Source organism: Guyparkeria sp. (assembly GCF_041687595.1).
In the GTDB taxonomy this organism is placed as follows: domain Bacteria; phylum Pseudomonadota; class Gammaproteobacteria; order Halothiobacillales; family Halothiobacillaceae; genus Guyparkeria.
In genome coordinates this window covers 1-11313 of sequence record NZ_JAWLBP010000059.1, presented here as the reverse complement: position 1 = coordinate 11313, position 11313 = coordinate 1, and the positions used below count along the sequence as shown (strand labels likewise).

Sequence of the window (11313 nt, the reverse complement as noted above, 5' to 3'; positions counted from 1 at the left end):
TGAAATCCATGGAGACCAATCGATGGGACAGACGGAAGAGGCGATCTTCGCGGCTGGTTGCTTCTGGGGCGTCGAGGACCGGTTTCGCCAGATGCCCGGCGTGATCGACGCCATCTCGGGCTACACCGGCGGCCATGTCGATCACCCCGACTACCGCCAGGTCTGCAGCGGCGGAACCGGCCATGCCGAGGCCGTGCTGGTTCGATTCGATCCCGACCGGATCGGCTACGAGGAACTGGTACGCGCCTTCTACGCCATGCATGACCCGACCACGCCCAATCGGCAGGGACCGGACATCGGCACCCAGTACCGTTCCGCGATCTTCCCTCTCGACCCCGCCCAGCGGGACATCGCCGAGCGGGTGACGCGGGAGCAACAGGCCGACCTCTCGCGCCCCATCGTGACCGAGATCACCCCGGCGACGGCATTCTGGCCGGCCGAGGACTACCATCAACGGTACCTGGAAAAACGCCGTGCCGACATGAGGTAGGCACGGTCCGACACAGCAAGCGAGGAAAGAGACATGCTGGAAGCACCCTTCGGCGGCCTGCTGGGCCTGATCATCCTGATTCTCGACATCTACGCCATCATCAAGGTGGTGCAGAGCGGCGCTTCAGCCGGCATGAAGGCGCTCTGGATCGTCATCATCCTGCTGCTGCCGGTTCTCGGCCTGATCATCTGGGCGCTGTTCGGCCCCAAGGGTTAGCGCGTGAGCGGGGACACCATCACCATCCGTCGAGTCTACGATCCGCCGGGCCCGAACGAGGGCTACCGGGTGCTGGTCGACCGGCTGTGGCCCCGCGGGGTGAAAAAGCAGGACCTGCACCACGACGAGTGGCTCAAGCACGTGGCGCCTTCCGGGGCCCTGCGGCGCTGGTTCGGTCATGACCCCGAGCGGTTCACCGAGTTCGAGCGCCGCTACCGACGCGAGCTCGAGGGCAGCGCGGAACTCGATCATCTTGTCCAGATTGCCGAGGGCCAGCCGGTGACCCTGCTCTATGCCGCCAGGGACAGCGAGCACAACCATGCCCGCGTGCTGGCGGAAGTGGTCCGCGAGCGCCTGTCGCTCAGGGAGTGACGAGACCGGTCAGCCGCGCAGGCCGATGCCCTTGCGGAACAGGCGCAGCGCGTAGAGATAGAGGATCACGATACCGACCGCCAGGATGGCGTAGCTGCTCCACACGGGCACGTCGGTGATGCCCAGCATCGCGTAGCGAAAGCCGTTGATGATGTAGAGCACCGGGTTGTAGAGCGAGGCCTGCTGCCAGAAGTCCGAAAGCATGTTGATCGAGTAGAACACCCCGCCCAGGTAGGTCAGCGGTGTCAGCACGAACGTCGGCACGATCGAGATGTGGTCGAAATGCGTGGCGTAGACGGCGTTGATCAGCCCGCCAAGCGAGAACAGGATCGAGGTCATCAGCGCCACGCCGAACAGGTTCAGCACGCTGTGGACCGAGAGCTCGGCGAACAGCAGCGCCACGATGGTGACCGCCCCGCCGACGGTGAGCCCGCGCGCCACCCCGCCTGCCACGTAGCCGACGATGATCAGCCAGTTGGGCATCGGCGAGACCAGCAACTCCTCGACGTGACGGGCGAACTTCGCGCCGAAGAACGAGGAGACCGAGTTGGCGTAGCTCTGGGTAATCACCGACATCAGGATCAGCCCGGGGACCAGGTACTGGATGTAGGGCACCCCGTCGATCACGCCGATGCGCGGACCGATCAGGTGACCGAAGACCACGAAGTACAGGGCGGTCATGATCATCGGCGGCAGCACGGTCTGCACCCAGATCCGGCCGAAACGCAGGATCTCGCGGGTCAGGAGCATCACGAAGGCGTTCCACGCCCCGCGCGGCGTCAGGCCGACGGCCTTCTCGCCCGCCCCCTGGTGGTCGAATGCGTCGCTTTGCGAACGGATGCTCATGAACGTTCCTCGGCATTGATGGCGGCATCGTCGTCCTGCACCAGGCGCAGGAACAACTCCTCGAGGCGGTTGGTCTTGTTCTTCATGCGCTCGATCACGATGCCGTGACCGCGCAGCACGTCGAACACGCCGGTCAGCTCCTGGCCGCGGGTCAGGTCGACCTCGATGGTCTCGTCGTCGATCAGGCGCGAACCGACCACCGGCATCTCCGGCAGTGATTCGACCGGCTCGCGGGCATAGAGGACGAAGGTCTCCTGCGAGAGCTTGGCCAGCAGGTTGCGCATCGAGCTGTGCTCGACGATGCGCCCCTCGTTGATGATCGCGATGTTGCGGCACAGGGCCTCGGCTTCCTCGAGGTAGTGCGTGGTGAGGATGATGGTGGTGCCCTGCTTGTTGATCCGGGTGAGGAAGTCCCACATGCCGCGGCGCAGTTCGATGTCCACCCCGGCGGTGGGCTCGTCGAGGATCAGCATGCGCGGGTCGTGCACCAGCGCGCGGGCGATCATCAGGCGGCGCTTCATGCCGCCGGAAAGCGCCCGGGCCATCCCCTCTCGCTTGTCGAACAACCCCAGCTGCTTCAACAGCTCGTGGGCACGCTTCTTCGCCGCGCGGCGCGTCATGCCGTAGAAGCCGCCCTGGTTGATGACGACTTCCTCGACCGGCTCGAACTGGTTGAAGTTGAATTCCTGCGGCACCACGCCGATCTGGGACTTCACCCAGGCGCGGTCGCGGTCGAGGTCGTGACCGAACACGCGCACGCTGCCGGCGGTCTTGTTGACCAGCGAGCAGAGGATGCCGATGGTGGTCGACTTGCCCGCCCCATTGGGACCGAGCAGGGCGAAAAAGTCCCCCTCCTCGATGGAAAGCTCGATGCCCTTGAGGGCATGCGTGCCCCCTTCGTAGGTCTTCTCGAGCCCGTAGATCTCGACGGCGTTGCTCATATCAGTTGAATGCTCGAAGCCTGTGAGTGTCGGATGTCCGGCCCGGCGCCTATCCGCGTCCGGCCGACGGCAGGTGCCAGTGATAGCGGATCCCCAGGCCCCGCACGACGAGCGTGAGGGTAAAGCCGAGGATCACGGCGGCGACTGGCCAGTCCAGCCAGTGGGCGAACAGAACATAGACGATCCCCCCGACCAGTGCGGCCGAGGCGTAGATCTCGCGGTGCAACAGCAGCGGCGGTTCGCCGGCAAGCACGTCCCGGATCAGCCCGCCGAAGGTAGCGGTCATGATACCCATCATGACCGCGATCATGGGACTGGCGTCCATCGACAGCGCGATCTGTGCCCCGATCACGCAGAAGGCGGCCAGTCCGACCGCGTCCGCCCACAACAGCCAGTTGGAGCGCTGCTGGAAGGGACGGGTGGCGTAGAAAGTGGCGATGGCCATCACGGCGGTGATCAGCAGGTACTCCCACTGCGTGAGCCAGAACACCGGGCGGCCGAGCAGCAGGTCGCGCAGCGTCCCGCCGCCGATGCCGGTCACCGTGGCGAGGATCAGGAACCCCATCAAGTCCATGTGGCGCCGGCTGGCCACCAGCGCGCCACTGACGGCGAACACCGCCGTCCCAAAGTAGTCCAGCCCCTGAAGCATCTCGCCGATCATGCCCTTTCCCCAACCTTGCAACCGTCCCACGGACGGCGCAGAGGATATCCAGTCCGACGCGGACGTGAAAGGCCCCGCCCGGGACGCCGCCCCCTTCGAGCCGGTGCCATCGATTAACCGAGCATTCTACTTGGGGGAATCCGCCCCGGCGAGGCGCTAGACTTTTTCTCATCGACATCCGAGCGGCTCCGCCGCCCACCACTGATCAGTGCAGCCACATGAACGACACCGACCACAAGCTCTTCGATCCGGAACTGATCCGGCGCTACGACACCAGCGGTCCGCGCTACACCTCCTACCCCACCGCGGTGCAGTTCCACGACGGGTTCGGCGAGGCGGACTACCGCGAGGCGGCGGCGCGCTCGAATGCCGCCGGGGGCCCGCTGTCGCTGTACGTGCACATCCCGTTCTGCGACACGGTCTGTTTCTACTGCGCCTGCAACAAGGTGGTCACCAAGGACCGCGGCAAGGCCCGCCCCTACCTCGACGACGTCTACCAAGAGATGGCGCTGCAGTCAGCGCTCTTCGATGACGGACGCCCGGTCGACCAGCTCCACTGGGGCGGCGGCACGCCGACGTTCCTCTCCCACGACGAGATGCGCGAACTCATGCGCAAGACCGGCGAGCACTTCGCGCTCAAGAGCGACGACACCGGCGAGTACTCGATCGAGATCGACCCGCGCGAGGCCGACGCGGCCACCATCCGCCTGTTGCGCGAGATCGGCTTCAATCGGATCAGCCTCGGGGTACAGGACTTCGACCCCGTGGTGCAGAAGGCGGTCAACCGCATCCAGAGCTTCGAGGAGACGAAGGAGGTGGTCGATACCGCCCGCGAGCAGGATTTCCACGGCGTGAGCCTCGACCTGATTTACGGCCTGCCGTTCCAGACGCGAGAGCGGTTCATGAAGACGCTCGACCGGGTGGTCGAGCTCGATCCCGATCGGCTGTCGATCTTCAACTACGCCCACCTGCCGCAGCGCTTCAAGCCGCAACGGCGCATCGCCTCGGACGACCTGCCCAGCCCGGCGGAAAAGCTCGACATTCTCGGCTCGACCATCGAGTACCTGCTGGATGCCGGCTACGTCCTGATCGGCATGGACCACTTCGCCAAGCCGGACGACCCGCTGGCGACCGCCCAGCGCGAGGGCACCCTGCACCGCAATTTCCAGGGCTACTCGACCCATGCCGAGTGCGACATGGTCGCGATGGGCGTCTCGTCGATCAGCCAGGTCGGCGGCGCGTTCAGCCAGAACGTCAAGGAGCTAGACCGCTATCACGACGCGCTCGCCAATGGTCGCCTGCCGATCGAGAAGGGGCTGGTCACCACCGAGGAGGACGCGCTGCGTCGGCACGTGATCACCGAGCTGATCTGTCACTTCCGGCTGTCGATCCCGGCGGTCGAGGCCCGTTTCGGCATCGACTTCCGGAAGCACTTCGCCGACGCGCTCGCCGACCTGAAAACGATGGCCGATGACGACCTCCTGCACCTCGCAGCCGATGAGATCGTGGTCGAGCCCCGCGGGCGACTGCTGATCCGCAACATCTGCATGGCCTTCGACGAGTACCACGGCACGCTGGACGGTCAGCGGTTCTCGCGAGTCATCTGATCACCGGCCCGGTCGATCGGGCCGCTGCTCCACGGATTCCAAAGGACGGTCCCCACCAGAAGGGACCGGAAGAGCATGACAACAACGAAAGCAAACCACCAGAGGAGGAGTCATGACCGAGAAGGAGCTGAGCGGACGCGAACGCGAGCTGCTGGAATCCGAGATCATCTCGACCCGCACCGATGAGCGGGGAGTGATCAAGTTCATCAACCCTGTGTTTACCCAGGTCACCGGTTACTCCCGGGAGGACGCCCTGGGAAAGCCGCACAACCTGATCCGCCACCCGGATGTGCCGCGCGCGGTCTACTACCTGTTGTGGGACCAGATCAGGGAGAAGCGAGACCGCTTCTTCGCGGTGACCAAGAACGTCTGCAAGAACGGCGACCACTACTGGACCATCGGCTACTTCCAGCCGGAGATCGGGGCGAACGGCGAGATCACGGGGTTCCGCTCCACGCGCCACGGACTGCATGAGCCGAAGCTGAAGAAGGAATTCGACCAGGTCTACCGCCAGGTCCGCGAGGAGGAACTCAAGCACCCCCGCCCGAAGCAGATCGAGGCCGGGCTGGAGGCATTGAATCGATGGCTGGGCAAGAAGGGCTATCCCGACTACGAGTCGTTCGCCAAGCGTTCGCTCTAGCAGCAGGGAACCGCCTGACCGGCACCAAAGGCCCGCCATTCGGCGGGCCTTGTCGTTTGGGCCATGGCGTCAAGCAACTACTCGAATCGCCCGGCCCTTCATGCCGGCAACCAGCCACGCAAGCGCGCCCAGAAAGAGCAGCCACAAGATCGACTCGCCGAGCATCGCCAGACACCAAGGGGGATCCCCACCGGGAATACCGGCTCGTCGCGGCAGTCCTTCATGTTCCGCCGCCCTGGTCGAAGGGGTAGCCCGCCGCCTGCAAGCGATTGAACAGCTCACGCTCCTCGAAGCGCACGTGATTGATCAAGGACTCGCCCAGTCGGCGATACCCCTCCCGACTGTCCCGACCGGCCAACGCGTCAGCCAGCAGGCGCTCTATCTCCCGGTGTTCCCGCTCCATCCGCGCGAGTTGCTCCAGCAGCACCCGGTCGTCCGGGCATTGCCGGCGAACCTCACGGGCAATCGCCTCCTCGGCGGCGAAGTGGGCGGCGAGTGCCTCTCGGTGGTCCGCCAGCTCGTCATCAAGCGCATCGCCCGGTTCGCCGGCCTGCAGACGACGGGCGAGCTTCAGGGTATGGTGATGCTCGCGGGACAGGGGTTGCAGCTTCGCGTGGCGTCGCATGGTCGAGACCCTCCGGAACGACTGGCAAGACACGTTCAGAATATGCATACTGATTGCATATTACAAACCCCGCCAACCGAGACCGGACGCCGTGCAACTCAACCAGCAGACCGACCTCGCCTTCCGCATCCTGATCTACCTGGCAAACCAGCCTCGCCGGAGTGGCGGTGACTCGGCAAACGCCGACGCGCCTGCCCTGCCGAAGATCCGGGAGATCGCCGACTACTTCGGGGTCTCCTACAACCACCTGATGAAGGTGGCCAACCTGCTGGCCACCCGGGGCTATGTCCGGGCCCGACGCGGCAAGGGAGGCGGCCTGGAACTCGCCCGCGCCCCCGAGACCATCTCACTCGGCGAGGTAGCGCGGGACGTGGAATGCCACTGGCATCTCGTGGAATGTTTCGGCCAGGGATCTCGCTGCCCGATCCGGAACGGCTGCCGGCTCGCGCCGATCTTCGCCGAGGCGCTCGAGGCCTTCTGGACCGTCCTCGACCGCCATTCGCTCGCCGACATTGCCCGGGTGTCCGGCGTGGAAATGCCCATCACCCTCCATCGGACAGGCACCCCGCCCCACGCCCGACCTCAAGGGACCTGAGGTCGACACGAACCGCTGGTCGAGCCGGGAAGCGGGCCATTCAATCGCAAGGCCCCACGCCGCCTGCCCGACGCCTTCCCAAGACATCTTCGTGCCCCCCAGGGAAGGCCCTTGATTCGGTGCCTCCCGTGCACCGGCACCCCCCATTGCATCCCGGACCCCGGTTGAGCTTTGAATGCCATGCTCTATAATGTTCGCTCACTTATACGGACCCGAACGCGGCTGGAAACTTAACGCGCACGGGTAAAAAAGCATGACGATTCACTTCCGTGAACCGCGCCTCGAGGATGGGGGTCGGATTCACCAGCTGATTGAACGAGCCGGCACGCTCGACCTCAACTCGGCCTATCTCTATTTCCTTCTGGCGGACCATTTCCGTTCGACCTGCGTCATCGCGGAAAAAGGCGACGATCTCGTGGGCTTCGTGACCGCCTACCGCCTGCCGGACAACCCCGACACCCTGTTCGTCTGGCAAATCGGCGTCGACGCCTCCGCCCGTGGCCAAGGCGTGGCCTCCCGCCTGCTCAAGACCCTCGAGGAGCGCGACTGGTTCGGCGACATCAAGCGAATCGAACTGACCATCGCTCCCGACAACCCGGCTTCCCAGGCGCTGTTCACCCGCTGGGCGGAAAAGCTGGGTCGCTCGATCCGCAGCGAGCCCTATCTCTCCAGCGAGCTTCTCGGCGATGGCCATCAGCCGGAAGACCTCTACGTCATCGATCTCTGATCCACGACATCGCCGCCCTCAACTCGAGTGGCCGGCGGTGCCTCGTGCGCCTATCATCTTTTTCACTTCTCACGCTCAAGACGAGGACCTGTGATGAACATCGACCTGTTCGAGAAATACGAGTCCAACGTTCGCGGTTACATCCGCTCGTTCCCGACCATTTTCGTCAAATCCAAGAACGCCACGATGTGGGACCACCACGGCAAGGCGTTCATCGACTTCTTCGGTGGCGCCGGCTCGCTGAACTACGGTCACAACGACCCGGCCATCAAGCGCGCGATCATCGACTTCATCGAGCGTGACGGCGTCACCAACGCACTCGACAAGGCGACCGACGCCAAGTACCTGTTCATCAAGAAGCTGCAGGAAACCATCCTTCAGCCGCGCGATCTCGACTACAAGGTCCAGTTCGTCGGCCCGACCGGCACCAACGCCGTCGAGACGGCCCTGAAGCTGGCACGCAAGGTCAAGGAGCGCTCCAAGATCGTCTCCTTCACCAACGCCTACCACGGCCACACCCTCGGCGCGCTCGCGGTCACCGGCAACGAGTTCTACCACGACGATTTCTACGGTGTGCCGTTGAACGTCACCAAGATGCCGTACGACAACTACTTCGACCCGACCGGCGAAGGCCAGATGGACAGCATCGACATGATGCGCCAGTACTACGAGGACGCGAGCTCGGGCTACGACCTGCCGGCCGGCATCATCGTCGAGACCATCCAGGGTGAAGGCGGCATCAACGTCGCCTCGGTCGAGTGGCTCAAGAAGCTCGACAAGATGTGCAAGGATCTCGACATCCTGCTGATCGTCGACGACATCCAGGTCGGCAACGGCCGCACCGGCAACTTCTTCAGCTTCGAGCGTGCCGGCATCAAGCCCGACATCGTCACCATCTCCAAGTCGATCGGCACCGGCCTGCCGATGGCCATCGTGCTGATGCGTCCGGACATCGACGAGTGGTCGCCGGGCGAGCACACCGGCACCTTCCGCGGCAACTCGCTGGCCTTCGTCGCCGGCGCGACCGCCCTGGAGCGTTGGGACACCGACGAGTTCTCCAAGGAAGTGGTAGCCAAGGGCGAGAAGGTCGAGAAGCGCTTCAATGCCATCGCCGAGCGTCACCCCGACCTGATCGAGGGCGTGCGCGGTCTGGGCATGATCTGGGGTCTGCACTCCGAGCACGAGGACTTCTGCAACGAGATCTCCGCCGAGGCGTTCAAGCGGGGCCTGCTGGCCGAGACCGCCGGCGCCGACGACCAGGTGATGAAGTTCCTGGCGCCGCTGACCATCAGCGAGGCGGAGCTGAACCAGGGCCTGGACATCCTCGACGAGGCCGTCGACGCCGCCGCGGCCGCTCGCAAGGGCTGATAGCCGACCGCGTCTGCCCCCGGCCCGGGGGCGGACCAACTTCAACCAGTCACGGAGTCAAACATGCTCGTACGTTATCTCGACCGGGATATCCTCGGCACCGAACGCGAAGTCGAAGCGGAAAACGGCAACTGGGTCAGCCGCCGGCTGATCCTCGCCGACGACAAGGTGGGCTTCTCCTACAACGACACCATCATCCGTGCCGGCACGGAGACCTACATCCACTACCAGAACCACATCGAGGCGGTCTACTGCGTGGGTGGCAACGGGGAGATCCACGACATCAACAACGATGTCACCTACCCGATCCGCGACGGCATGATGTATCTGCTCAACGATCCGGCGGCCGACAAGCACTACCTGCGTGGCGGCAGCGAGGACATGCGACTGATCTGCGTGTTCAACCCGCCGCTGACCGGCCAAGAGGTCCACGACGAGAACGGCGTCTACCCGGCCCTGAGCCTGGACGACTGATCGTCAAGTGAGCACCGGCTCTGGCCGGACTCGGCGCAACGACAAAACCCCGACCTGCCAACAGGTCGGGGTTTTGTCGTTTTCGCCGGGGCGGCGCCGTTCAGGCGTAGACCGCTTCCCGGCCGAAGTGGCGCGTCAGCAGGTAGTAGACCACCGCACGGTACTTGTGGCGATTGGAGCGCCCGTACTGATCGAACACCTTGTCCAGGGCGGCATCCAGATCGGGGCCGTCGGTCAGCCCCAGTTTCTTGACCAGGAAGTTCTTCTTGATACTTTCCACTTCGTCCGGATCGCTCGCGGCGACGACCGAAGCATCGGCGTTGTAGACCGCAGGGCCCAGACCCGCGACCACGCGCCCCAGAAGATCCCGATCCGGCGTTTCGCCGCACTTCTCCCGAATGTCGGCCGCGTACTTGTCGACCAGTTCATCCCGACTGCTCATTGCAATTCCTCCGCGCTGTTGGGGAAAACGCCGAGTGAAGTGATCCCGAGCTTCCCGCCGTGCCGTCGTCCAGCCCCAGGCGGTGCGTGAAACTCCCGACCATTCCTCCAACGCTTTCCTTCGCGACCCGTTCACCACTTCAAGATGAAGATGGCGCTCAACGGGCCGTTGTCACCTTTGTTAGGCCAGCGACGGTGAAATTGCAAAGATCAAGGAATCACCCCGGGTTCTCACCGGGGTCGAACAGGCGCTGACGATTGACCTGCATGATCAGCACCAGCGCCTGATCCGGATCGTCTTCTCGACTCGCTTCCTTGGTGTCGACCACCAACCCCTCGATCAGCTCGCGTATGCCGAGCGACTCGTCGGCGAATGGTCGCTCGAGCACCAGCGTCACCCCGCCCCTCCTCCATGACTGCGGCAGCTGATGCAGGTAGCGGGGCACGACAAGCGCCACCCGATCCTTGGCGAAGGGGTCGACACGCGCCCCCTGGATCAGGCGGCTGGCGGTGCCCTCCAGTGCGGAAACGCGGAACGTCTCCGCTCGAGGGTTCCGCCCGTTGCGGCTGTCCAGGCTCAGGTCGTCGGCGCCGACTTCCCGGAGGTATTTCTCGGCGGCGCGTATCTGTTCCTCGGAGTACAGGGTCGTAAGCTTCATCGTCGACAGGGATCTCGTCACTTGATTCGAGCATCCCTCTCGATCAAAGCCCGGTCCCTGGCACAGGTGCATAACTTTACGTGCTAAACGGCGCGTTGTCGCGAAATGGTCACAAAAAGTCGGGGTTTCAAGACCAGATGGCCACGATTCCGCTCGATGACAACCCAGTTGGATTCACGGATGCCCCACCGAATCCGCGAACGGGTCGGCCACCCGCCAGGCGAAGCGCCAGCGGCGGTCACGCTCTGCCACCGGATCATCGGCACCGAGCCGGAACGCACCCCCACGATCCGTGCGCAACACCCGGGCATTCGACGACTGCCACCGGGCAACCACCTCCGGGCGCGGGTGATCCCAGCGATTGAGGAATCCGGCGCTCACCACGGCCACCTCGGCCCCGACCGCCTCGACAAAGGCCGGCGTGGACGAGCTGCTCGATCCGTGATGCGGCACGAGCACGATGTCCGCGGCCACGTCCGCGTGACGCACCAGCCACCGCTCCGCCGCCTTCTCGATGTCACCGGTGAGAAGCAGCGCCCCTGTCCTCCCCTCCACCTTCAGGACACAGGATCGATTGTTCGCCGAGCGCATCGGCGCCTGAAGCAGGGTGAACGTCACACCGTCCCACCGCCAGCGATGCCCGTGCGGACA

At 64.5% G+C, this 11313-nt stretch carries 16 protein-coding genes; 9 read left to right on the top strand and 7 right to left on the bottom strand.

Going from position 1 to position 11313, the window contains the following annotated elements; translation table 11 throughout:
- From msrA to ACESL5_RS08730, 3 genes are all read left to right on the top strand, one after another.
- Positions 1-490 (top strand): peptide-methionine (S)-S-oxide reductase MsrA (gene msrA, locus ACESL5_RS08740; protein ID WP_372592401.1); only part of this gene is annotated, 490 nt, incomplete at its 5' end.
- Between the two features lie 33 nt (positions 491-523).
- On the top strand, positions 524-706 hold the full coding sequence (locus tag ACESL5_RS08735) for a PLD nuclease N-terminal domain-containing protein (protein ID WP_372592400.1): 183 nt from the start codon (positions 524-526) through the stop codon (positions 704-706).
- Positions 707-709: 3 nt separating this feature from the next.
- Complete coding sequence (locus ACESL5_RS08730; RefSeq protein ID WP_372592399.1) at positions 710-1078, top strand: DUF488 domain-containing protein; 369 nt, start codon at positions 710-712, stop codon at positions 1076-1078.
- Positions 1079-1087: 9 nt separating this feature from the next.
- On the opposite strand, the gene ACESL5_RS08725 is transcribed toward ACESL5_RS08730, so the two are convergent.
- The 3 genes from ACESL5_RS08725 to ACESL5_RS08715 are packed head-to-tail and all read right to left on the bottom strand — an operon-like array spanning position 1088 to position 3526.
- Positions 1088-1861: an ABC transporter permease gene (locus ACESL5_RS08725; RefSeq protein ID WP_372592402.1), complete on the bottom strand. Its 774-nt coding sequence runs from the start codon at positions 1859-1861 to the stop codon at positions 1088-1090.
- Between the two features lie 59 nt (positions 1862-1920).
- A complete protein-coding gene (locus tag ACESL5_RS08720; protein WP_372592398.1) occupies positions 1921-2865 on the bottom strand; it encodes an ABC transporter ATP-binding protein in 945 nt (314 codons plus the stop codon).
- A 49-nt stretch (positions 2866-2914) separates the two neighbouring features.
- A complete protein-coding gene (locus ACESL5_RS08715) occupies positions 2915-3526 on the bottom strand; it encodes a trimeric intracellular cation channel family protein (protein ID WP_372592397.1) in 612 nt (203 codons plus the stop codon).
- A gap of 218 nt (positions 3527-3744) precedes the next feature.
- Between ACESL5_RS08715 and hemN the strand changes: the two genes are divergently transcribed.
- Both hemN and ACESL5_RS08705 read left to right on the top strand, forming a co-directional pair.
- On the top strand, positions 3745-5133 hold the full coding sequence (hemN, locus tag ACESL5_RS08710; protein WP_372592396.1) for an oxygen-independent coproporphyrinogen III oxidase: 1389 nt from the start codon (positions 3745-3747) through the stop codon (positions 5131-5133).
- A gap of 112 nt (positions 5134-5245) precedes the next feature.
- On the top strand, positions 5246-5773 hold the full coding sequence (locus ACESL5_RS08705; protein WP_372592395.1) for a PAS domain-containing protein: 528 nt from the start codon (positions 5246-5248) through the stop codon (positions 5771-5773).
- 220 nt (positions 5774-5993) lie between these two features.
- Here ACESL5_RS08705 and ACESL5_RS08700 read toward each other — a convergent pair whose 3' ends face one another.
- Positions 5994-6398, bottom strand: a complete 405-nt coding sequence (locus tag ACESL5_RS08700) for a hemerythrin domain-containing protein (protein WP_372592394.1) — start codon at positions 6396-6398, stop codon at positions 5994-5996.
- A gap of 91 nt (positions 6399-6489) precedes the next feature.
- Here ACESL5_RS08700 and ACESL5_RS08695 point away from each other — a divergent pair, with 91 nt between their 5' ends.
- The 4 genes from ACESL5_RS08695 to ACESL5_RS08680 all read left to right on the top strand — a co-directional run bounded on the left by ACESL5_RS08695 (position 6490) and on the right by ACESL5_RS08680 (position 9562).
- Positions 6490-6993 (top strand): RrF2 family transcriptional regulator, encoded by a 504-nt coding sequence (locus ACESL5_RS08695; RefSeq protein ID WP_372592393.1) that lies wholly within the window; start codon positions 6490-6492, stop codon positions 6991-6993.
- Positions 6994-7246: 253 nt separating this feature from the next.
- On the top strand, positions 7247-7720 hold the full coding sequence (ectA, locus tag ACESL5_RS08690) for a diaminobutyrate acetyltransferase (RefSeq protein WP_372592392.1): 474 nt from the start codon (positions 7247-7249) through the stop codon (positions 7718-7720).
- 93 nt (positions 7721-7813) lie between these two features.
- Positions 7814-9088, top strand: a complete 1275-nt coding sequence (gene ectB, locus ACESL5_RS08685) for a diaminobutyrate--2-oxoglutarate transaminase (protein WP_372592391.1) — start codon at positions 7814-7816, stop codon at positions 9086-9088.
- 63 nt (positions 9089-9151) lie between these two features.
- Positions 9152-9562, top strand: a complete 411-nt coding sequence (locus tag ACESL5_RS08680; protein ID WP_372592390.1) for an ectoine synthase — start codon at positions 9152-9154, stop codon at positions 9560-9562.
- A 100-nt stretch (positions 9563-9662) separates the two neighbouring features.
- On the opposite strand, the gene ACESL5_RS08675 is transcribed toward ACESL5_RS08680, so the two are convergent.
- The 3 genes from ACESL5_RS08675 to ACESL5_RS08665 form a co-directional block, all read right to left on the bottom strand.
- Complete coding sequence (locus tag ACESL5_RS08675) at positions 9663-10004, bottom strand: DUF2853 family protein (RefSeq protein WP_372592389.1); 342 nt, start codon at positions 10002-10004, stop codon at positions 9663-9665.
- Positions 10005-10221: 217 nt separating this feature from the next.
- Positions 10222-10662 carry a hypothetical protein gene (locus ACESL5_RS08670; RefSeq protein ID WP_372592388.1) on the bottom strand — a complete coding sequence of 147 codons (441 nt, stop codon included), beginning with the start codon at positions 10660-10662 and terminating at the stop codon, positions 10222-10224.
- 174 nt (positions 10663-10836) lie between these two features.
- Positions 10837-11313: ComEC/Rec2 family competence protein (locus ACESL5_RS08665; RefSeq protein ID WP_372592387.1), on the bottom strand; the 477-nt coding region annotated here is incomplete at its 5' end.

What these genes read in the sequence shown, in the direction of transcription:
- ACESL5_RS08735 (WP_372592400.1), top strand. Translation starts at nt 524, where the DNA reads ATGCTGGAAGCACCCTTCGGCGGCCTGCTGGGCCTGATCATCCTGATT.
- ACESL5_RS08720 (WP_372592398.1), bottom strand. Translation starts at nt 2,865, where the DNA reads ATGAGCAACGCCGTCGAGATCTACGGGCTCGAGAAGACCTACGAAGGG.
- ACESL5_RS08715 (WP_372592397.1), bottom strand. Translation starts at nt 3,526, where the DNA reads ATGATCGGCGAGATGCTTCAGGGGCTGGACTACTTTGGGACGGCGGTG.
- hemN (WP_372592396.1), top strand. Translation starts at nt 3,745, where the DNA reads ATGAACGACACCGACCACAAGCTCTTCGATCCGGAACTGATCCGGCGC.
- ACESL5_RS08705 (WP_372592395.1), top strand. Translation starts at nt 5,246, where the DNA reads ATGACCGAGAAGGAGCTGAGCGGACGCGAACGCGAGCTGCTGGAATCC.
- ACESL5_RS08700 (WP_372592394.1), bottom strand. Translation starts at nt 6,398, where the DNA reads ATGCGACGCCACGCGAAGCTGCAACCCCTGTCCCGCGAGCATCACCAT.
- ectA (WP_372592392.1), top strand. Translation starts at nt 7,247, where the DNA reads ATGACGATTCACTTCCGTGAACCGCGCCTCGAGGATGGGGGTCGGATT.
- ectB (WP_372592391.1), top strand. Translation starts at nt 7,814, where the DNA reads ATGAACATCGACCTGTTCGAGAAATACGAGTCCAACGTTCGCGGTTAC.
- ACESL5_RS08680 (WP_372592390.1), top strand. Translation starts at nt 9,152, where the DNA reads ATGCTCGTACGTTATCTCGACCGGGATATCCTCGGCACCGAACGCGAA.
- ACESL5_RS08675 (WP_372592389.1), bottom strand. Translation starts at nt 10,004, where the DNA reads ATGAGCAGTCGGGATGAACTGGTCGACAAGTACGCGGCCGACATTCGG.
- ACESL5_RS08670 (WP_372592388.1), bottom strand. Translation starts at nt 10,662, where the DNA reads ATGAAGCTTACGACCCTGTACTCCGAGGAACAGATACGCGCCGCCGAG.